Below are 19,856 nucleotides of genomic sequence, written 5' to 3'. Positions count from 1 at the left end.
TCAAGATAGGGTGGGAAACATGTCAAATGGCGCGCCCGAGAGGATTCGAACCTCTGGCCTCAGCCTCCGGAGGGCTGCGCTCTATCCAGCTGAGCTACGGGCGCTATGTGATTTGCATTCAAGCGGTTTAGGCTTTTTACCTTAATCCTGAAAACCTAAGAGGATTTCTTTTCAGGATACGTATCGGCCACTGGGCCGAATCGGGTAAGCGCGTCATTATAAGATTAAATGCCGTTAAAGTCATTGCCAATCCTGGCTTAAACAGCGGTTTTTCCTTTATTAAGTTTCGCCAGCAGCTGTTTTTGCCGATTCAGCCGTTCGGACTTTTCCGCTTCCGCTTTGGCTTGCCGCCGGTTTTTGGCTTGGTGGCGCTGTCTGGATTGGTCCGCATTAGCGGCGGTCCATTGGGCGTTTGCCGGGATCATGCTGATGCAGTTGACCGGGCAGGGGGCGATGCATAATTCGCAACCGGTGCATAAGGTGGCGATGACGGTATGCATCTGCTTAGATGCACCGAGAATGGCGTCGGTGGGGCAAGGCGGCAGGCATTTGGTGCAGCCTATGCAATTTGCCTCGTCGATTACGGCCACTTGCAAAGGCTGCGTCATACCGAACGCCGGATTCAACGGTTTGGCGGGGACGTTCAGGAAATCCGCCAGTAGACGGACACCCTGGTCACCGCCCGGCGGACACTGGTTTATGTCGGCTTCACCGTTTGCGATAGCTTGCGCATACGGCCGGCATCCCTGGTAACCGCATTTGCGGCACTGGGTTTGCGGTAGCAGCGCGTCGATCTGTACGGCTAGAGATGCCTCGTGTTGCTCGCTCATGACCAATAAGCTGTCTTGCGGCCTCTTGCTTTATTTAACCCGCATGCCCGGTTGCGCGCCTTGGTCCGGCGACAGCACCCAGATGTTTTTGCCGCCGGGTCCAGCCGCCAACACCATGCCTTCGGAGGTGCCGAAGCGCATTTTGCGCGGCTTTAGATTGGCCACTACCACGGTCAATTTGCCTTCCAGTTCTTCCGGGGCGTAGGCCGATTTAATGCCGGCGAAGATATTGCGGGTTTCGGTCCCCAAATCCACCGTCAGTTGCAGTAGCTTTTCGGCGCCTTCCACCGATTCGGCTTTGACGATGCGACCGATGCGCAAATCAATTTTGGCAAAGTCTTCGATCTCGATCGCTTCAGCAATCGGCTCGGCTATCGCTTTTGCTACTTGCTCGGGATTGTTTTCCACGGCGGCTGGTTTGACCGGCTTGGCTGTCACCGGTGGCGTTTTTTCCAGATTTTCTTTGGAGGCTTCTACAATCGCGGCGATTTTGTCCGGCTCTACGCGGGTCATCAACGGTACGAAGCTGTTGATTTTGTGGCCGACCAGCGGCTGGGCATCGCTCGGCCAGCTTTGTGTGGGAATGTTCAAAAAGCTTTCGGCGTTGTTTGCCAGCGTCGGAATCACCGGGCGCAGATAAGCTACCAGCATCCGAAACAGATTCACGCCCATGCTGCACACGGAATGCAATTCGGCGTCTTTGCCTTCTTCCTTGGCGATTAGCCAGGGTTTTTTCTCGTCGATATATTGGTTGGCTTTATCGGCCAGCGCCATGATTTCCCGCATCGCTTTGCCGAACTCGCGACTTTCGTATAAATCGGCAATCGTGCTGTTGGCGTCGACAAACTGTTGGAATAGTGCCGGTTCGGCGCATTCCGTCGAAAGCAGGCCGTCGAAACGCTTGGCGATGAAGCCGCTGCAACGGCTGGCGATATTAACCACTTTGCCGACCAAGTCGGAATTGACACGCTGGCTGAAATCGTCGAAGTTTAAATCAATGTCATCCACGCCGGCGCTGAGTTTTGCGGCGAAGTAATAGCGCAGATATTCCGGATTGAGATGGTCCAGGTAGGTGCGGGCCTTGATGAAGGTGCCGCGCGATTTGGACATTTTCTCGCCGTTGACGGTTAAAAAGCCGTGGGCGAAGATCGCGCTGGGTGTTCTAAAGTCTGCGCCGTGCAGCATGGCCGGCCAGAACAGGGCATGGAAATAAATGATGTCCTTGCCGATGAAATGGTACAGCTCGGTGGTGCTGTCTTTTTGCCAAAACTGGTCGAAGTCCAGGCCTTGGCGGTCGCAGAAGTGCTTGAAGCTGGCCATGTAACCGATCGGGGCATCCAGCCAAACGTAGAAATACTTGCCTGGCGCGTCCGGAATTTCGAAGCCGAAATACGGCGCATCGCGGGAAATGTCCCATTGCTGCAGGCCGTTCTCCAGCCATTCCGCCATCTTGTTGCTGACTTCCGGTTGCAAGTGGCCTGCGGTGGTCCAATCGCGCAGCATCTCGGCGAAATGGCCGAGTTCGAAAAAGTAATGCTCGGAATCTTTTTCGATGGGGCGCTCACCGGAAATGGCGGAGACGGCGTTTTTCAGTTCGGTGGGCGAATAGGTGGCGCCGCAGGCTTCGCAGCTGTCGCCGTATTGGTCGGCCGCGCCGCATTTCGGGCATTCGCCCTTGATGAAACGGTCCGGTAGGAACATATTTTTCACCGGATCGTAAGCCTGGGTGATGCTGCGTTGGCTGATATGGCCGCCGGCGCGCAGACGTTTGTAGATCAGCGCCGAGTATTCTTTATTTTCCGGCGAATGGGTGCTGTGGTACTGATCGAACGCGACGCCAAATTCCTGGAAATCGGCGCGATGTTGTTTTTCCACATCGGCGATCAGTTGTTCCGGGGTAATGCCTTCCTTGTCGGCTCTAAGCATGATCGGCGTGCCGTGGGTGTCGTCGGCGCAGACGTAGTAGCAATTGTGCCCGCGTTGTTTCTGGAACCGCACCCAGATGTCGGTTTGAATGTATTCGACGAGGTGGCCTAAATGAATCGGGCCATTGGCATACGGCAGGGCGCTGGTAACAAGGATTTTTCGGTTAGACATGGGGTTAAAACAGCCTGGGAAAATGAGGGCGGATTATGGCATAAATCGCCAGGGCTTTCATGGTTTGGGCAGCGGTTTGCCGATTGCCGGCGCGTTACCCTGATGCGGGGGCTAGGGATGTTTGGTAATAGGGATCAGTAAGGTACAATCCCAACCAAGCCTCCAGCTTAAGCGCTATACCGTCCGGCATGGCATACTTAAAGTCGGATCGGCCTTAGCCCTTTTTGAACCACTTAAACTTATAAGAAGAGGTAACATCATGAGAAAAACGTTGTTTCTGGCCATCGCGATGCTGGCTTCCGGTACTGCGGCGGCGGCTACTGACCATTATCTGTTGCGCGACGGCAATCATGTACAGCATTTGAAGATTACGACCTTGGGAAAAGACATTAACGCCACGGTGGATGTGGATTTCGAACCCAATCCCGATGAAGCCGGCAAGCACGCTTGTTCCGCAACGGTATCCGATGAGGCTAAAAGTGTTGGTGAAAACGAATTGGTCTTGAAAAAGCACATTGAGGGCGAAGCGCGCTCTTGCTCAGTGAAAATTCATCTGACGCCTAACGGTGCCAAGCTGGAGCAATCGGACGAATGTACTTATTTCGCAGCCGGTATCTGCAGTTTTTCCAGCAACGGTAAGGAACTGGTCAAAATCAAATAAATCCCTGGCGCAATGGCTTTGGCTTATTGCGCCGTCTTTTCTCCAACAAACCTGCCTGGGCTGTCCCGCTGTGTTTTGCGGCCATTTGTTATTAACGCTTTTTGTCAGCCGCATTTAGGGGTTTTTGTGCAAAATTGTGTGATATGCCGCACTGTAGAGACATATTGTCGCGCGGCAATCGGCCACATTTTAAACGTTAGGATTCTTTGCTAGATTATCGCCAGCTCATGCGGGTTTGCATGGGCGTTAATCGTTCCCCCCGATAATCGAGAAGCCAAGGAGTTTTTATGAAAAAAGCACACATGATGATAATAGCCGCTGCCGTTGCCGCGCTGGGTTTGACTACGGCGTTGAATGTTACTAATGCCAATGAAGCGGCTGGCGAGGATGTCAAAACCGTCGCTTGGTATGTGGCCAACATTAAAGAGGCGCGTACCCAAAACCAAGCTTGTCACGATGATCCGGCTATTCAAGGCAGCGCTAATTGCGCTAATGCCTTGCACGCGCTGGAAATTACCTTCAAAGGTGGCAACTGATACCCGTTGAACCTATTCGGTTCGACAACTTGCCGGCCAAGACTTTACGAAATGATTGATCCAATTCTTGAATATCGTCGCTCCCGCGAAACCGGGAGCCCAGCGGCTATGCCGGATTCGCTGAGAATTCTTTAACGGTTGCGACCTTCTCAGGAATGACGAATCCAGGGCGTTTAAGAGTCGGTTTGATAGAGGTTTTGAGCGGTTTGGTTTGAACCGAGATAATTGTTTTTGGCGGTCACTGCCGCCTGTTTTGTGACCGGATAATCTCCCCTCGATTGTCCGGATAGCGTTTACCGGTTTGCTTAGTTGACAGCTGTCGTCTAATTAGGCAAGCCGGCAAACGCAATGCAAATTCCTTTTTTTCAAGTTAGTTGTTGTGGATGGGTAATCGCCAATCCGCATGATTTTAGCGGTAACTTTTAAGTCCTTCCTTTCTTCATTTCCATAGCACGTGGTCGAGCGGCAAGTGAAGTCTCTGACCTAGCGTCGGCTGCTACTGAAATAATTCTCAAAACTGAAAATCTGCTAAATTAACCTTTCAATTTGTCAGATAATTCGGCCATTAGACCATGTACAAAGCCAGCCAAAATCAAATTCATATTTCTGCCAACTTGGGCGAATACGCTATTCCGCCGTTAAAAGATATGTTGGTGTTAGGCAAGGAGTCTCCGATTGGCTGCATCGCCATGCGCCGGGCAATCGAACTATTGGTAAAAGCGCCGTTTGAGCATATTGAGTTTGATGACGATGTGATCAGTGATCTTTTGGTAAGACAGAGCTTGCTAAAACGTATCAGCAAGGCTGCGTTAATCGATTTCGTGTTGACTCAGATAAAGCCCTTGATGAGTGACGATGAAATATTGCATGCGGAGATGGATATTTCCGTTCAGCTAAATACCAAGTTATGAAACAACTGGCGGTTGGCGATTGTTTATGGCCGCACGTTCGTCGGGTTATGGAGGAGGAGCGGCCTTGCAGCGTTGAGCGCAATATCGTTTTTGCCGTTTTTCGGGAAGCACCGGTGGAAGAGTTTTGCGGTTTGGCCACCGATCACGATATATCAAAACATCCCAATTGGATTTTTGCAGATTTGGTCGAGCATCGGCCTATGCTTAGTGTCGCTCCTAAGCTTGGCGTCCGCAAAGCGCTATGTCTGATGGATGAAAATCAGCTGGGAGCCTTGGCTGTGCTCAACAAAGGTCAATTCGTCGGCGTGGTTACCCGGCAAAGTATTTTGGAAGTTCTGCTGAACCGTGAGCGACTGCTGCTGAAAGAGACTATGCGCCTTAAAATTGCGGCGGAAACCAACCACGAGCAAACGGTGGTTTGGGTTGGGCGTCTGGCCGCATTGAACGACGCTGCGCGCAGCTTGCTGGGGGTGCTGGCCCATACATCAATCGAAACCGAGTTATTGCAGGCCGGCATTGATGCGCTTTGTAATTTGTTGGATGCTCGTTATGGTGCTATTGGGATAGTTGACAACGGCGGCGCGTTGACGGAGTTTATTTATGCCGGTATCAGCGACGAGCAAGCTCAGCAAATAGGTCATTTACCTGAGGGGAGGGGCTTGTTGGGGGTAGTCATTGAGGAAAACGTCTCCTTGAGGCTTGCGGATATGGGCAAGGACCCGCGCAGCGCCGGCTTTCCACCACATCATCCGCAGATGACATCCTTATTGGCGGTGCCTATATCTCATCAAGGCCGGGTGTATGGGCGTATCTATCTCAGCGATAAATACAGTGGTGAGCTGTTTACCAAGAACGATGAAGAGTTGGCGTTGAGTTTTGCGCATTCGTTGTCGCTGGTAATCGATAATGCCCGTGAAATTGAGGAAGTGAAACGCGCACGGCAACGCCTGGATTATATTGCCCATTTCGATGCGCTTACCGAGTTGCCGAACCGGACTTTGTTAACCGATAGAGCCTTGCAGTTCATTACGCAAGCGCAGCGCAGGCAAGGCATTATCGCGTTTCTATTTCTCGATCTGGATAATTTCAAGGCGATCAACGATACCTTTGGGCATGCCGTGGGTGATGAATTACTCAGAGCTGTTGCCAAGCGAATTTCCGGTTGTTTGAGGGAAGGCGATACGCCCTCCAGGATGGGCGGGGATGAGTTTATTATTATGCTGCCCAATATTGCAGATAGTCTGGATGCCGCCAAAGTGGCCATCAAAATATTACATGCCTTGAACGAGCCTTTACAGGTTCAACAGCATCAAATCTATTCACGGGCCAGTATTGGTATCAGTATTTATCCGGATAATTCGCTTTCGTTCGACGAATTGCTGGCGCAGGCCGACTCTGCTTTGTATCACGCCAAAAAGCTGGGCAAAAATAATTACCAGTTTTTTACCCCGGAAATGAACAGCGCCGCTCAGCATTATCTGAAGCTGGAGCATCATTTGCGCCAGGCTTTGGATTTGGATGAACTGGTATTGCACTATCAGCCGCAGGTGAAAATCGATAGCGGTTGCATCATCGGTATGGAGGCGTTAATACGTTGGCACAATCACGCCATGGGTATCGTCATGCCGGATCAATTTATCGGCTTGGCTGAAGAAACCGGGCTGATCGTGCCAATTGGGGCTTGGGTATTGCGAACTGCATGCAAACAGGCACGGGCCTGGCAGTTGGCCGGTATGCCGACTCGAATTGCGGTCAATTTGTCCGGGCGGCAGTTTCACCGCTTCCAAGATCAGCGCCAGTTGCTGGATGTGGTGTTGGATGTGCTTAAAGAAACCGAGCTTTCGCCGGAGTTGCTGGAGTTGGAGATTACCGAAAGCATCTTGATGCATAAGCTGGATACGACGCTGGACACGCTGAGTCAGATCAAGCAGCTGGGAGTGCGGATTTCGGTGGATGATTTCGGTACCGGTTATTCTTCGCTCAGTTATTTGAAGCGTTTTCCGCTTGATACCTTAAAAATCGATAAATCGTTCGTGAAGGATATTTGCACCGACGCCAACGATAGAGCGATTGTGTCGGCTATTTCGGCCATGGCGGGCCAGTTGAAGCTGGAGCTGGTGGCCGAAGGCGTCGAAGATCAGAGTCAGTTGGATTTTTTGGGCGGACAACAGTGCAATTACGGACAAGGGTATTTTTTCAGTAAACCCGTGCCGGCCGAACAGGCATCTGCCCTGTTGCGGCAGTCCATGTTGCAACAGCAATAAGGCTTGGCTGCGCTCAGTTTCTTGAAGCCTGCTTCGGATCGATGGCTTTAACGTCCATGTCGAAATTCAGCTTGATGCGTTGTGCAACGGTTTTGGCTTCTTTCTTATTCTTAAACGGTCCGGCAACCACTTGAAAGCTACCATCCTTGGCAATTTTACGGGCGGGAATCGGCGGCCCTTGGTGATTGAGCATGGCTGCCAGCTTTTGGGCGTCGGTCTCATTTTCGAAGCTGGCGGCCAGAATGGACCAGTCACTGTCGCTCAATTCGTCGATGACCGGTTGACCGAAAAATTGTTCAGGATGGGCAAGTTGCACCGCATCGGCTGTGAGTTCGGGTAGGTCGGCACTGTTCGGCAAGACCGGGGTGGGGACGCCGTCGGCGCGTTGTAAAATCCGCTCGACTTTGCTCCAGTCAACCGTTGCCTGTTTTTCGGAGGCTAGCTGTTGCAATTTTTTCCGAATATCTTTTTGTAGCTGTTTTTGCTGTTTTTCCCATTTGTCTAAGGGGCGATGAGCTTCCAGATAAAGCATGTCGTCTTGCCAGGTTGCCATGTATGGCTGATGGACGATACGAACCGGGGTGCCGACTTCGACTTTGTTGAATAGGACTTCTATATCTTCAGGATATAGCTGCACGCAGCCATGACTGACTTGTAAACCAATCCCGTAAGGCTTGTTGGTGCCGTGGATTAAATAGCCGCTGAAACCCAAGGGCATGGCGTAGTTGCCCAGGGGGTTGTCCGGGCCGGAACGTATCACTTTGGGTAGTGGGTCGCCCAATGCCTGATGTTCGCGGTGGATCGATTCCGGTACCGTCCAGTCCGGATTGGCCTTTTTTGCGACAATTTGGGTTTGTCCTAACGGCGTGTTCCAGCCTTGGCGGCCGATGCCCACCGGATACGTCAGCACGGTATTGGCTTGATTTTTGGGGTAATAGAACATGCGCATATTGGCCAGATTCAACACGATACCTTTGCGTGGGGCGTCGGGGAGCACGAAACGCAAAGGCAGCAACACGGTTTGCTCGGCGGGCAAGGTCCATGGATCGAGATGGGCATTGGCGATGGTAATGTCGTTGTAACCCAAACCGTAATGGCGGCCGATGTCGGACAGCGTATCGTTTTCGCGGCTGCTGATACTGGCAAGCGTACCGACCATGCCTTGGTCACTGCTCAGGTTAAATTCATGACTGGCTATATTGTCCGGTTTGGAGTTCCAGACGATGTGTTCCGGCTGGTTGTCGGAAAATAACGGTATGCTTTGACAGCCGCTAAGCAGGGCGCTGACTACTGCTACAACGAAGACTAGCGGTATCGGTGAATCAGTACGGTTTTGAATGACTGCTGACATGTTTATGATAGGCGCAGATAGTGACGGAGCGGATGGTTGAAGGTAAGCGATCCAAATTAAAATCAGATTAAGGCGGCATTAAGTCTTAATTAAGAATTAACTATTAAGGCTAATTGTTAAGTCGTTACGATAAAGCATTATTCTGCAAGAGAAAACTATTTTTTAACAATGGCGCGGATTTAATGGCATCCTGTTAAGGTGTTATCATATTCGCACTATTTTACTTGGTTATTATTTCCCCTTACTTCGGAGTTCCGCATGGCGAGCATTGACAAAACGGCTGTCGAAAATTTACTTAAACACTTTATCGATCCAAATGTGGAAACCGATTTGGTGTCGGCAAAATCCGTTAAGAAAATCAGTGTGGATGGCAATGATGTCAGCGTCGTTATTGAGTTGGGTTATCCGGCTAAAAGTTATCTTGAAGAACTGAAGGCGGCGGTAACACAGCGTCTGCAAACTTTGCCGGACGTCGGCAAACTGGATGTGTCGGTCAGTTTCAATATCGTTTCGCACTCGGTGCAAAAGGCGCTGAAACCCTTGCCGAATGTGAAAAACATCATCGCAGTGGCCTCCGGCAAGGGTGGGGTGGGCAAGTCCACCACTTCCGTGAACCTAGCTCTGGCCTTGGCGGCGGAAGGCGCCAATGTCGGTATTCTGGATGCGGATATTTACGGCCCCAGCATTCCGACCATGTTGGGCTTGTCCGGTAAGCCCGATAGCCCTGACGGCAAAAGTATGTTGCCGAAAATCTCGTTCGGAGTGCAGACAATTTCCATCGGTTATCTGATCGATCCGGATCAGCCGATGATCTGGCGTGGACCCATGGTTACCGGTGCTTTGCAACAATTACTGAATCAAACCCAGTGGCAGGATGTGGATTATCTGATCATCGATTTGCCGCCCGGCACTGGTGACATTCAGCTGACATTGGCTCAACAAATACCGGTGAGTGGCGCGGTGATCGTGACTACACCGCAGGATATTGCCCTGATCGACGCTCAGCGCGGCTTGGGGATGTTTGAAAAGGTCAACGTGCCTATATTGGGGCTAGTGGAAAATATGAGCGTGCATATTTGCAGCAATTGCGGACACGAAGAGGCGATTTTCGGGCAAGGCGGCGGCGTGGCGATGGCGGTCAAGAATAAGCTTGATTTACTGGGGTCTTTGCCGCTGGATATTCAGATTCGAGAGTATGCCGATAGCGGCAGGCCTACAGTGGTGGCTGACCCGGATGGCCGGCCGGCGCAAATCTACAAAGCGATTGCCCGGAAAATGGCCGCCAAGCTGGCAATGCGTGCGCGGGATTATAGCGGCCGGTTTCCAAATATTGTTATCCAGAATACCTGAGATTAATGGCAGACGACTTGGCTAGTCGCGAAGTCGTCTGGTTTCAGACCAACACTAAATTATCGCGATGGATAAGTTCGTCTTCGTCGGCGTAGCCCAGCAATGTTTCGAATTCGCTGCTGGGTTTGCCAGCGATTTTATTGGCATCGTCCGCGCCGTAATTGATTAAGCCGCGGGCGATTTCATTGCCTTGCAAATCCAGGCAAGAGACCAGGTCGCCACGTTTAAACGAACCTTGTACGCTTTTAACGCCGACCGCGAGTAGGCTTTTGCCGGCATCTTTCAGGATTTTTACCGCGCCATCGTCCAATACCACACTGCCTTTCAGTTGCAATTGCCCGGCCAGCCATTGTTTGCGAGCCGCCAGCGGTGCAATGTTGGGTATTAAATAAGTACCTAAGTCATTGCCGTCGAATACTGCGTGGATGACGTTGTCAATTTTGCCGGATACGATCACTGTTGCTGCACCAGAGCGCGCAGCCAGCCTGGCGGCGCGAACTTTGGTGTACATGCCGCCGCGTCCCAGGCCGCTGATGCTGCCGCCGGCAACCTCGTCAAGTAGGCTTTCGTTAACGCTAATACTGGAAATCAGCCTAGCGTTTGGATTCAAGCTAGGGTTGGCGTCGAATAAGCCGGTTTGGTCGGTAAGAATGATCAGCAAATCGGCTTCTACCAAATTGGCAACCAGCGCGCCCAAGGTATCGTTGTCGCCGAAGCGGATTTCTTCGGTAGCGACGGCATCGTTCTCATTGATGACCGGCACGACACCGAAATCCAGCAGTGTGAGTAAAGTACTGCGGGCATTCAGGTAACGCTGGCGGTCTGAAAGGTCGTCATGGGTCAGCAATACTTGCGCTGCCAGCAAGTCGTGTATTTGAAATTCATCTTCAAAGCGTCTGACCAAGCCCATTTGCCCTACTGAGGCGGCCGCTTGTAATTCATGTAAGGTTTTCGGGCGGGCTTTTAGCTTTAAGCGGGACATGCCTTCCGCAACGGAGCCGGACGATACCAATACCACGTCGACGCCTTGGCGTTTGAGGGCGGCCATTTGCGCGACCCAGCCGGCGATGGCCTGTTTATTGAGGCCGCGCCCGCCGTCGGTTAGCAGTGAGCTGCCGATTTTGACGACAATGCGCTGGGCTTGCGAAAACTCAGAACGGCTCATGGCGCGGCTCCTGTGCTTGCTGATCCTGCTCGGCCTTTTGTTGGTCGAGAAAGTCCATGATGGCGTACATCAGCGCCTGCGTGCCTTGATTTTTTAAGGCGGAAATCAGGAATACCGGACCGGTCCAATCAAGTTCTTCGACGATGGCTTGGCAATGTTGCTCGACTTCGTCGTCAGGCACATTGTCGATCTTATTCAATACCAGCCAGCGTGGCTTGCTGGACAGGTCATCGCTCCATTTTTCCACTTCATGGATGATTTTGCGCGCAGCGCTCACTGGCGTTTCGTCGCTTTCGTAGGGGGCAATGTCTACGATGTGCAGCAACAAGCCGGTTCTGGATAGATGTTTTAAAAACTGCAAGCCAAGGCCTGCACCTTCTGCAGCGCCTTCGATGACGCCGGGGATATCTGCGATGACAAAGCTGCGTAAATCATCGACACGCACGACACCCAGGTTGGGGTGTAAGGTTGTGAATGGGTAGTCCGCGACTTTGGGGCGTGCGGAAGAGACGGTGCGAATCAGGCTGGATTTGCCGGCATTGGGCATGCCTAGCAAGCCAACATCGGCGATGACCATTAATTCCAGGCGCAACATCCGGTGCTCGCCGGCCGAGCCTTTGCTGGTTTGTTGCGGGGCGCGATTGACGCTGCTTTTGAAGCGCGTGTTGCCGAGGCCGTGGAATCCGCCTTTGGCGACTAATAGCTGCTGACCGGGTTTGGTTAGATCGCCGATTTTTTCGCCGGTGTCGGCTTCGTAAACGATGGTGCCGGGTGGGACCGGGACGAAGCAGTCGTCGCCTTTCTTGCCGGTGCAATCGCGGCTGCCGCCGTTTTGTCCGCGTTGGGCTCGGTGTACCGAGTGATAGCGAAAATCCACCAGCGTGTTGACGTTTTCGGTGGCTACCAGATAAACACTGCCGCCGTCGCCGCCGTCGCCGCCGTCCGGGCCGCCCAGGGGAATATACTTTTCACGGCGAAATGAGGCTTTGCCATTGCCGCCGTCGCCTGCTTCTACGCGGATTTCCGCTTCGTCAACAAATCTCATAATCTACCGGTATAAACAAAAAAGCCCCGCTGAAAACGAGGCTTTTATTTTTAGTTGTGCCAATCAGCACAGCCAAAGAAATTTACGCTGCTGCAATGCTGACGTATTTGCGGTTTTTAGGACCTTTTTCTTCAAAAACCACTTTGCCATCGACTGTTGCAAACAAGGTGTGGTCTTTGCCGATGCCTACGTTGGTGCCAGGGTGGAACTGGGTGCCGCGTTGACGAACCAGAATGTTGCCGGCTTTAACAACTTGACCGCCGAAACGTTTTACGCCGAGGCGCTGAGCCTGAGAGTCGCGGCCGTTACGAGTACTACCGCCTGCCTTCTTATGAGCCATTTCTTATCCTCGTTATATTAAGCAGAAATGCCAGTAATCTGGATTTCTGTGTAGTATTGACGATGCCCCATTTGTTTCATGTGGTGCTTACGTCTTCTGAATTTAATGATTCTGACTTTTTTGTGTCTGCCCTGGGAAACCACGGTTGCAGTCACTTTGCCGCCTTCGACAAATGGCTGACCTACTTTTACGGAGTCGCCGGATTGGACCATCAGTACTTTGTCGAACTCTACGCTGTCGCCTGCGCCCAACTCAAGTTTTTCTATTTTTAAGGTAGTACCCTCTGCGACCCGATACTGTTTACCACCTGTTTGAATTACCGCATACATCAGCGTAAGCTCCATCAAGCATAATCTGTTAATAGTGAACAGAGGATTATATTTTTTATTTAAGTCACAGTCAAACTAAAATTCCAGGGGAAGCCTGCTGTCTAACAGGCCTATGCAGGGAGTACTATTGACACTAATCAGTATTCTTCATAGCATGACCGGTTATTCACGTTATACGCTAACGAGCGACAAGTTCACAACATCACATGATAGCTAAAGTTTCAACGCCAGCGTCAGTCACTATAGACTTCGATTCCATCAAAAATTTAACCAGTGCGGAAACTCAAGCCGTCGACCGGTTGATTTTAGAGGAACTGAGTTCCGATGTTGTGCTGATTAATCAAATTGGGCATTACATAATCGGTAATGGCGGAAAAAGATTACGACCGATGCTGTTGCTGTTGGCGGCAAAAGCCTTGGGCAAGGTTGATGACCATCATCTGATTTTGGCAGCAGTGATCGAATTCATCCATACCGCGACGTTGTTGCACGACGATGTGGTCGACGAATCGGCTCTGCGGCGCGGCAAGGAGTCGGCGAATGCGGTGTGGGGCAACGCGGCTAGCGTGCTCGTAGGTGATTACTTGTACTCCAGTGCCTTCGAAATGATGGTCCGCACCGATAACATGCGGGTGATGGCCATTATGTCCAAAACTACCACCGCGATTGCTGAGGGTGAGGTGCTGCAATTGTTGAATTGCAATAACCCGGAGACCAGTGAAGCCAGATATTTAGAAGTCATTGCCCGTAAAACCGCCATTTTGTTTAGTACGGCCACCCGTTTGGCGGCAGTCGTTTCTGCAACAGACCCGGCTACGGAAGAAGCGTTGGCGGTTTATGGTCAGCAATTGGGCGTGGCGTTTCAGTTGATAGATGATGCATTGGATTACAAAGCCAATAGCGAAGAACTGGGTAAAAACTTGGGTGACGACCTGGCTGAAGGTAAGCCTACCTTGCCGTTGATCTATGCCATCCAGCACGGGAACGAGCAGCAGGCTAAAATTGTGGTCGATGCGATCCGGCAAGGTTCGCGCGAGGCGTTTAACGATGTCTATGAAGTAGTTAAGGCCACCAATGCCATAGAATACACAGAGCAATGTGCGGACAGGGCCGCTGCAAAGGCGATTGCCGCACTGCAATGCCTGCCTGATTCCGATTACAAACAGGCTCTTGAAGAGTTGGCGCGCTTCTCGGTGCAGCGCAGTCACTGAGCGTTTACAGCTTATCCGGCATCGCAGTTAGTTGCTGGATGGACGATAGTAGCGGCGAATACAGTTTTTCGATTTTATCGAGCAACTGTTGGAAAAACTCGCCTACTTCGCCCGATTCTTGATCAGCATGAGCTACAAACAGTCGTTGTTCCAGTGTGCTGATCGGATCGCTATCGATTAGCTCGTCCAATATCTCCAGTATCTCCGATTCTGCCAGGGTGGCGTTGAATTCTGCTTTTTTTAAGCCGGCTAATTGGCGGTTTAATGTCTCGATGTTTGTTTTTAGGTTTAGCGCCAGTCTGTTTGTGTCTGCAAGCAAACTCAAATCGCTGGTCAAAAATACTAACTGATTTACTGAGTCCTCTATGTCGTTCAGCAGGCGTTTGCTTTGCTTTTTTTGGGATGCCATGTTTTCTCCTGTTTTTTAGTGCGTTGATTGCTGCGGCGGCATATGCTCTGGTTTGGCTGTGAATGCTTATGATAGCAAGAGCGCCGGGAGGGATTGATGAGCTTTAAAACCCATTGTTTTATAAGCTTTTTGCGCCTTGGGAGCTTGGCGCTGCGCTTGCAATTGGCTCGATTATCATTTAACTTAGCAAGTCACCTGAAAGGCTAGGGGTGCTTTCCGCTGTATGCAAGCCCGGAAAGCTGAGAAAAACCCTTCGAACCTGAACCGGTTAACACCGGCGTAGGAAAGCCCTATCTTCCCTGCGCTTGCGATTTATTGAGATTTTGGAGATAAGCATGAGCGCTGTCCGTAATGAGATTACTACCGATACCGGTAGTAGCGTAAGAATTGATTCCTACCCCGCTTCCGAGAAAATTTATATTCAGGGCAGTCGCGCGGATATTCAAGTGCCGATGCGTAAGATCAGCATGTCGGACACGCCGGCGCACTTCGGTGCGGAAAAAAATCCGCCGATTTATGTTTACGACACCTCCGGTGTTTACACCGATCCTAATGTGGATGTGAATTTACATAAAGGCTTGGGTTCGATTCGTGGTAACTGGATTGCGGAGCGCGGTGACACAGAATTATTGAAAGGTCCGACCTCAAAGTATGGTCACGAGCGCTTACACGACCCGAAAACCGCGCACTTACGTTTCGAATTGACCCGTAATCCACGTCGTGCCAAATCCGGCCACAATGTCTCGCAAATGCACTATGCCCGTAAAGGCATCATTACTCCTGAGATGGAATACATCGCCATCCGCGAAAACCAAAATCTTGAAGCAATGCGCGACCGTTACCAAGGTCAGCACCCCGGTTTTTCCTACGGCGCTAATATCCAGTCCTTCATCACACCGGAATTTGTTCGCTCCGAAGTTGCCCGTGGTCGCGCCATCATCCCCGCCAACATCAACCATCCCGAATTGGAGCCAATGATTATCGGCCGCAACTTTCTGGTCAAGATTAACGGTAACCTAGGTAACTCTGCCGTGACGTCTTCTATCGAAGAAGAGGTCGAGAAAATGCTGTGGGGCATCCGCTGGGGCGCTGATACCATCATGGATTTATCCACCGGCAAAAACATCCACGAAACCCGCGAATGGATCTTGCGCAACTCGCCGGTACCGATCGGCACGGTGCCGATCTACCAAGCCCTGGAAAAAGTCGATGGTAAAGCCGAGGAGCTGACTTGGGAAATCTTCCGCGACACGCTGATTGAACAAGCTGAGCAGGGCGTGGATTACTTCACCATCCATGCCGGGGTACGTCTACATCACGTGCCTTTAACCGCCAAGCGTCTCACCGGCATTGTTTCGCGTGGCGGCTCCATCATGGCCAAATGGTGTCTAGCTCACCATACCGAAAGTTTCCTTTACACCAACTTTGAGGAAATCTGCGAAATCATGAAGGCTTACGATGTGTCGTTCTCCTTGGGCGATGGTTTGCGTCCCGGCTCGATTTACGACGCCAACGACGAAGCGCAGTTCGGCGAACTGGAAACCCTGGGAGAATTGACTCAAATCGCCTGGAAACACGATGTACAAACCATGATCGAAGGCCCCGGTCACGTGCCGTTGCAAATGATCAAGGTCAACATGGACAAGCAATTGGAAGATTGCTACGAAGCGCCGTTCTACACCCTGGGACCGTTGACCACCGACATCGCGCCCGGCTACGACCACATTACTTCAGCGATTGGCGCTGCCAATATCGGCTGGTACGGCTGTGCGATGCTGTGCTACGTGACTCAGAAAGAACACTTGGGTCTGCCCAATAAGCAGGATGTGCGCGAAGGTATTGTGACCTACAAAATCGCCGCGCATGCCGCCGATCTGGCCAAAGGCCACCCCGGCGCGCAGATCCGCGATAACGCCATGTCCAAGGCGCGCTTCGAATTCCGCTGGGAAGACCAGTTCAACTTGGCGCTCGATCCCGAAAAAGCCCGCTCTTTCCATGATGAAACTTTGCCGAAGGATTCCGCAAAAGTCGCGCATTTTTGCTCGATGTGTGGTCCGCATTTCTGCTCGATGAAAATCACCCAGGACGTGCGCAATTACGCCGAGCAAAAAGGTCTGGAAGAAGCCGAGGCCTTGAAAATTGGTATGGAAGAAAAGTCCAAGCAGTTCCTGGAAGAAGGTGCTGCGATTTATCACGAAATCTGATTCTTGTCCCCTTCGTCGGCGGTGCTGTTCTTGGCACCGCCGGCCGTTCCAAATGATCGCCAGCTTAAAAACAGCGCTTGGCGGCATGCCAATATAGCCATGTTAAAGTCTTGGGCATGGCTTGATGAGTTTGGATAAAATCCTTACTTCATCTATAGTTGCAGCACTTAGTTGCAGTAAAACCAATCCAGACTTTTTTTCATGGCGACAGCACCCACTAACATCCATTTCAGCGGCTTGGTCAAATGCCTGATTCAAAAAGGTTTGTTGACCGAGGAATCGGCGGCGACCTGTTTGCAGGAGGCGCAGAAGCGTAAACAAGCGTTTATCAGCTATTTGGTGGAACATAAGTATGCGGACAGCAAAACCGTGGCTATGCTGGCTTCGGCGGAGTTTGGTGTGCCGTTTTTCGATCTGGATGCCATAGATCCTTCATTCTTGCCGATCAAACTAGTCAGCGAGAAATTGATTCGCCAGCATCATGCCTTACCTTTATTCAAGCGCGGCAACCGCTTGTTTGTCGCCACCGCAGATCCGACCAATTTTCAGGCGCTGGACGAGATCAAGTTTCATACCCGGCACAACACCGAAAATATTCTGGTTGAAGAAGACAAGCTGATCCGCATGATAGACACGGCGCTGGAGGCTGCCGATACGTCGATGAAGGATCTGTTGGACGACGATCTGGATAATATCGATATTTCCGCAGGCGACGACAGCAAACCGGCCGACGAAGCAATAGGCTCGGATATTGATGACGCGCCTATCGTCCGTTTTGTGAACAAAATCCTGCTGGACTCGATCAAACGAGGGGTGTCGGACATACACCTGGAGCCTTTCGAGAAGAAATTCCGTATCCGTTTTCGGGCCGATGGTATTTTATCGGAGGTGGCCAGTCCGCCGGTGGGCATTGCCAACCGGATTATTTCCCGGCTGAAAGTCATGTCGAAAATGGACATTGCCGAACGGCGGGTGCCGCAGGACGGCCGGATCAAAATGCAGATTTCCAAGAACCGGGCCATCGATTTTCGGGTAAACACCTGCCCGACGTTGTTCGGTGAAAAAGTGGTAATGCGGATTCTCGATCCGACCAGTGCGCAAATTGGCATCGAGAAACTCGGCTTCGAGCCCGAGCAGCAGAAAAATTTTCTGGAGGCGATCCACAAGCCTTACGGCATGGTGTTGGTCACCGGGCCGACCGGTAGCGGTAAAACCGTATCGCTGTATACCGGGCTGAATATTCTGAACAGCATCGAAACCAATATTTCCACCGCCGAAGATCCGGTCGAGATCACCGTGGAAGGCATCAACCAGGTCAACGTCAATCCCAAGGCCGGCCTGACCTTTGCCGAAGCGCTACGGGCGTTTTTGCGGCAAGATCCGGACATCATCATGGTTGGCGAGATTCGCGACCTGGAAACCGCCAGTATCGCGGTCAAGGCGGCGCAAACCGGTCACATGGTGTTGTCTACCTTGCATACCAATGATGCGCCGCAAACCATTAACCGTTTGGTGCAAATGGGCATAGAACCGTTCAATATTGTTTCGGCGGTGATTTTGATCATGGCACAACGGCTGGCGCGGCGCTTATGCGAGCATTGCAAGCAAGAAGTTGATTATCCGGAAAGCACCTTGCTGTCGGCCGGGTTTAAGCAGGAGGAAATCGGTACGTTTAAAGTCTACGGTCCAGTGGGTTGTGAACATTGCAATAACGGTTACAAGGGCAGGGTAGGGATCTACCAGGTAATGCCTATCACCGAAAAAATGCGTGCGCTGATTTTGAACGGCGGTAATTCCATGCAAATGGCGGAATTGTCGAAAAGTGAAGGGATCAACGATTTAAGAATGTCGGGGCTGTTAAAAATTAAGCAAGGCGTTACCTCGCTGCAAGAAATTGACCGGGTCACCAAGGAATAATCATGGCAAAGCAAGACGAACAAATCGAGTTCAATTGGGACGGTTTCGATAGGCAAAACAAGAAAACCAAAGGCACCATCAGCGCCAAGAGCGAGGTCATTGCGCGCACCGAATTAAGGCGGATGGGCATTCGGGTCATCGGTATCAAAGCCAAGTCCAAGCCCTTGTTCGGTGCCAGAGTGCAGAAAATCACGCCCGGCGACATCGCGGTGTTCGCCAGGCAGTTGGCGACTATGCTGGCCGCTGGTGTGCCTTTGGTGCAATCGTTCGACATTATCGGCAAGGGACACGACAATGCCAGTATGTCGGAGTTGCTGTTATCGATAAAAGCCGATGTGGAAGGTGGCGATACCCTGGCCCAGGCCTTAAACCGTAAGCCACTGTATTTTGATGCGCTGTTCTGCAATTTGGTCGAAGCCGGCGAACATGCCGGGGTATTGGAAACTTTGCTCGATAAGATTGCCACCTACAAAGAAAAAACCGAATCGATCAAAAAGAAGGTTAAAAAAGCATTGACCTACCCGATTGCAGTGTTGGTCGTGGCGTTTATCGTCACCGCGATTTTGCTGATTTTCGTAGTGCCGGTGTTTGAGGATTTGTTTAAAGGCTTTGGCGCCGACCTACCGGCATTTACCCAATTTGTTATTGAGCTGTCGGCGTGGGTGCAGGAATGGTGGTGGGCGGTGATTGGCGTGATCGCCATTACCGCTTACGTGTTCAATTATTTTAAAAAGCGCTCGAAGGCGTTTAACCATTTTCTGGATAAGACTTTGCTGAAAATCCCGGTTGTCGGGATGATCCTGGAAAAATCGGCCATCGCTCGTTTTGCCAGAACACTGTCCACCATGTCTGCGGCTGGCGTACCCTTGGTTGAAGCACTGGTTTCGGTGGCAGGGGCTTGCGGCAATATTTTATTTTACGAAGCGGTGATGGCTGTGCGCGACGACGTTTCCACCGGCCAGCAATTGAAGTTTGCTTTGGAGACCACCGGCATGTTTCCGAATATGGTGGTGCAAATGGTGGCGATCGGCGAGGAGTCCGGTTCCATTGATGCGATGCTGGACAAAGTAGCCGACTTTTACGAAGAAGAAGTGGATAACCTGGTCGATAACTTGAGCAGTTTGATGGAGCCTATCATCATGGTGATCCTGGGTATCCTGGTCGGCGGCTTGATCGTCGCGATGTATCTGCCTATCTTCAAGTTGGGCGCGGCTATTTAGTTTTTGTTATTCCCTG

17 protein-coding genes, 1 tRNA gene and 1 riboswitch are annotated in these 19,856 nt (G+C 51.4%); of the genes, 9 read left to right on the top strand and 9 right to left on the bottom strand.

Features of this window, described 5'->3' with window-relative positions; translation table 11 throughout:
• Positions 1-27: 27 nt before the first annotated feature.
• The 3 genes from ACWAU0_RS04505 to metG form a co-directional block, all read right to left on the bottom strand.
• Positions 28-104: transfer RNA gene (locus ACWAU0_RS04505), tRNA-Arg, on the bottom strand.
• 153 nt (positions 105-257) lie between these two features.
• A complete protein-coding gene (locus ACWAU0_RS04500) occupies positions 258-830 on the bottom strand; it encodes an RnfABCDGE type electron transport complex subunit B (RefSeq protein WP_458138432.1) in 573 nt (190 codons plus the stop codon).
• A 30-nt stretch (positions 831-860) separates the two neighbouring features.
• On the bottom strand, positions 861-2,927 hold the full coding sequence (gene metG / locus ACWAU0_RS04495) for a methionine--tRNA ligase (protein WP_458138431.1): 2,067 nt from the start codon (positions 2,925-2,927) through the stop codon (positions 861-863).
• Between the two features lie 259 nt (positions 2,928-3,186).
• Here metG and ACWAU0_RS04490 point away from each other — a divergent pair, with 259 nt between their 5' ends.
• The 4 genes from ACWAU0_RS04490 to ACWAU0_RS04475 all read left to right on the top strand — a co-directional run bounded on the left by ACWAU0_RS04490 (position 3,187) and on the right by ACWAU0_RS04475 (position 7,299).
• A complete protein-coding gene (locus ACWAU0_RS04490) occupies positions 3,187-3,588 on the top strand; it encodes a hypothetical protein (RefSeq protein ID WP_033155831.1) in 402 nt (133 codons plus the stop codon).
• Between the two features lie 287 nt (positions 3,589-3,875).
• Positions 3,876-4,124, top strand: a complete 249-nt coding sequence (locus ACWAU0_RS04485; RefSeq protein WP_033155832.1) for an EexN family lipoprotein — start codon at positions 3,876-3,878, stop codon at positions 4,122-4,124.
• Between the two features lie 572 nt (positions 4,125-4,696).
• Positions 4,697-5,035: a hypothetical protein gene (locus ACWAU0_RS04480; protein WP_445367137.1), complete on the top strand. Its 339-nt coding sequence runs from the start codon at positions 4,697-4,699 to the stop codon at positions 5,033-5,035.
• Complete coding sequence (locus ACWAU0_RS04475) at positions 5,032-7,299, top strand: EAL domain-containing protein (protein WP_205452913.1); 2,268 nt, start codon at positions 5,032-5,034, stop codon at positions 7,297-7,299. The genes ACWAU0_RS04480 and ACWAU0_RS04475 overlap by 4 nt, the downstream gene beginning before the upstream one ends.
• A 13-nt stretch (positions 7,300-7,312) precedes the next feature.
• Here the strand turns inward: ACWAU0_RS04475 and ACWAU0_RS04470 are convergent, their stop codons facing one another.
• A complete protein-coding gene (locus tag ACWAU0_RS04470; RefSeq protein ID WP_458138430.1) occupies positions 7,313-8,650 on the bottom strand; it encodes a L,D-transpeptidase family protein in 1,338 nt (445 codons plus the stop codon).
• A 258-nt stretch (positions 8,651-8,908) separates the two neighbouring features.
• Between ACWAU0_RS04470 and apbC the strand changes: the two genes are divergently transcribed.
• On the top strand, positions 8,909-10,000 hold the full coding sequence (apbC, locus tag ACWAU0_RS04465) for an iron-sulfur cluster carrier protein ApbC (protein ID WP_319960208.1): 1,092 nt from the start codon (positions 8,909-8,911) through the stop codon (positions 9,998-10,000).
• A 43-nt stretch (positions 10,001-10,043) separates the two neighbouring features.
• On the opposite strand, the gene proB is transcribed toward apbC, so the two are convergent.
• From proB to rplU, 4 genes are all read right to left on the bottom strand, one after another.
• Positions 10,044-11,165, bottom strand: a complete 1,122-nt coding sequence (proB, locus tag ACWAU0_RS04460) for a glutamate 5-kinase (RefSeq protein ID WP_458138429.1) — start codon at positions 11,163-11,165, stop codon at positions 10,044-10,046.
• Positions 11,152-12,210 (bottom strand): Obg family GTPase CgtA, encoded by a 1,059-nt coding sequence (gene cgtA, locus ACWAU0_RS04455; RefSeq protein WP_458138428.1) that lies wholly within the window; start codon positions 12,208-12,210, stop codon positions 11,152-11,154. Before cgtA ends, proB begins: the two co-directional genes overlap by 14 nt.
• A gap of 82 nt (positions 12,211-12,292) precedes the next feature.
• On the bottom strand, positions 12,293-12,550 hold the full coding sequence (rpmA, locus tag ACWAU0_RS04450) for a 50S ribosomal protein L27 (protein ID WP_020484554.1): 258 nt from the start codon (positions 12,548-12,550) through the stop codon (positions 12,293-12,295).
• A 17-nt stretch (positions 12,551-12,567) separates the two neighbouring features.
• A complete protein-coding gene (gene rplU / locus ACWAU0_RS04445; RefSeq protein ID WP_033156113.1) occupies positions 12,568-12,879 on the bottom strand; it encodes a 50S ribosomal protein L21 in 312 nt (103 codons plus the stop codon).
• A gap of 206 nt (positions 12,880-13,085) precedes the next feature.
• Here rplU and ispB point away from each other — a divergent pair, with 206 nt between their 5' ends.
• Positions 13,086-14,090 carry an octaprenyl diphosphate synthase gene (ispB, locus tag ACWAU0_RS04440; RefSeq protein ID WP_171696696.1) on the top strand — a complete coding sequence of 335 codons (1,005 nt, stop codon included), beginning with the start codon at positions 13,086-13,088 and terminating at the stop codon, positions 14,088-14,090.
• 4 nt (positions 14,091-14,094) lie between these two features.
• Here the strand turns inward: ispB and ACWAU0_RS04435 are convergent, their stop codons facing one another.
• Positions 14,095-14,499 carry a hypothetical protein gene (locus ACWAU0_RS04435; RefSeq protein ID WP_205452931.1) on the bottom strand — a complete coding sequence of 135 codons (405 nt, stop codon included), beginning with the start codon at positions 14,497-14,499 and terminating at the stop codon, positions 14,095-14,097.
• 195 nt (positions 14,500-14,694) lie between these two features.
• Positions 14,695-14,802, top strand: a riboswitch (TPP riboswitch).
• Positions 14,803-14,834: 32 nt separating this feature from the next.
• On the opposite strand from ACWAU0_RS04435, the gene thiC reads away from it, so the two are divergent.
• From thiC to ACWAU0_RS04420, 3 genes are all read left to right on the top strand, one after another.
• Complete coding sequence (gene thiC / locus ACWAU0_RS04430; protein WP_171696694.1) at positions 14,835-16,703, top strand: phosphomethylpyrimidine synthase ThiC; 1,869 nt, start codon at positions 14,835-14,837, stop codon at positions 16,701-16,703.
• Between the two features lie 201 nt (positions 16,704-16,904).
• The gene (pilB, locus tag ACWAU0_RS04425) at positions 16,905-18,620 is read left to right on the top strand and encodes a type IV-A pilus assembly ATPase PilB (RefSeq protein ID WP_458138427.1); all 1,716 of its coding nucleotides are present in this window, start codon (positions 16,905-16,907) and stop codon (positions 18,618-18,620) included.
• Between the two features lie 2 nt (positions 18,621-18,622).
• Positions 18,623-19,840 (top strand): type II secretion system F family protein, encoded by a 1,218-nt coding sequence (locus tag ACWAU0_RS04420; RefSeq protein WP_205452935.1) that lies wholly within the window; start codon positions 18,623-18,625, stop codon positions 19,838-19,840.
• The last annotated feature ends 16 nt before the right edge of the window (positions 19,841-19,856 follow it).

Source organism: Methylomonas sp. Uni0009, assembly GCF_054188105.3.
Note: the sequence above shows the minus strand (reverse complement) of the source record. Positions and strands in the feature narration are given on the sequence as shown.

Coding starts and splice junctions, on each gene's coding strand:
- ACWAU0_RS04475 (WP_205452913.1), top strand. CDS start 5,032: ATGAAACAACTGGCGGTTGGCGATTGTTTATGGCCGCACGTTCGTCGG.
- cgtA (WP_458138428.1), bottom strand. CDS start 12,210: ATGAGATTTGTTGACGAAGCGGAAATCCGCGTAGAAGCAGGCGACGGC.
- thiC (WP_171696694.1), top strand. CDS start 14,835: ATGAGCGCTGTCCGTAATGAGATTACTACCGATACCGGTAGTAGCGTA.
- ACWAU0_RS04470 (WP_458138430.1), bottom strand. CDS start 8,650: ATGTCAGCAGTCATTCAAAACCGTACTGATTCACCGATACCGCTAGTC.
- rplU (WP_033156113.1), bottom strand. CDS start 12,879: ATGTATGCGGTAATTCAAACAGGTGGTAAACAGTATCGGGTCGCAGAG.
- ispB (WP_171696696.1), top strand. CDS start 13,086: ATGATAGCTAAAGTTTCAACGCCAGCGTCAGTCACTATAGACTTCGAT.
- proB (WP_458138429.1), bottom strand. CDS start 11,165: ATGAGCCGTTCTGAGTTTTCGCAAGCCCAGCGCATTGTCGTCAAAATC.
- pilB (WP_458138427.1), top strand. CDS start 16,905: ATGGCGACAGCACCCACTAACATCCATTTCAGCGGCTTGGTCAAATGC.
- ACWAU0_RS04480 (WP_445367137.1), top strand. CDS start 4,697: ATGTACAAAGCCAGCCAAAATCAAATTCATATTTCTGCCAACTTGGGC.
- ACWAU0_RS04435 (WP_205452931.1), bottom strand. CDS start 14,499: ATGGCATCCCAAAAAAAGCAAAGCAAACGCCTGCTGAACGACATAGAG.
- apbC (WP_319960208.1), top strand. CDS start 8,909: ATGGCGAGCATTGACAAAACGGCTGTCGAAAATTTACTTAAACACTTT.
- metG (WP_458138431.1), bottom strand. CDS start 2,927: ATGTCTAACCGAAAAATCCTTGTTACCAGCGCCCTGCCGTATGCCAAT.
- ACWAU0_RS04485 (WP_033155832.1), top strand. CDS start 3,876: ATGAAAAAAGCACACATGATGATAATAGCCGCTGCCGTTGCCGCGCTG.
- ACWAU0_RS04500 (WP_458138432.1), bottom strand. CDS start 830: ATGAGCGAGCAACACGAGGCATCTCTAGCCGTACAGATCGACGCGCTG.
- rpmA (WP_020484554.1), bottom strand. CDS start 12,550: ATGGCTCATAAGAAGGCAGGCGGTAGTACTCGTAACGGCCGCGACTCT.
- ACWAU0_RS04420 (WP_205452935.1), top strand. CDS start 18,623: ATGGCAAAGCAAGACGAACAAATCGAGTTCAATTGGGACGGTTTCGAT.
- ACWAU0_RS04490 (WP_033155831.1), top strand. CDS start 3,187: ATGAGAAAAACGTTGTTTCTGGCCATCGCGATGCTGGCTTCCGGTACT.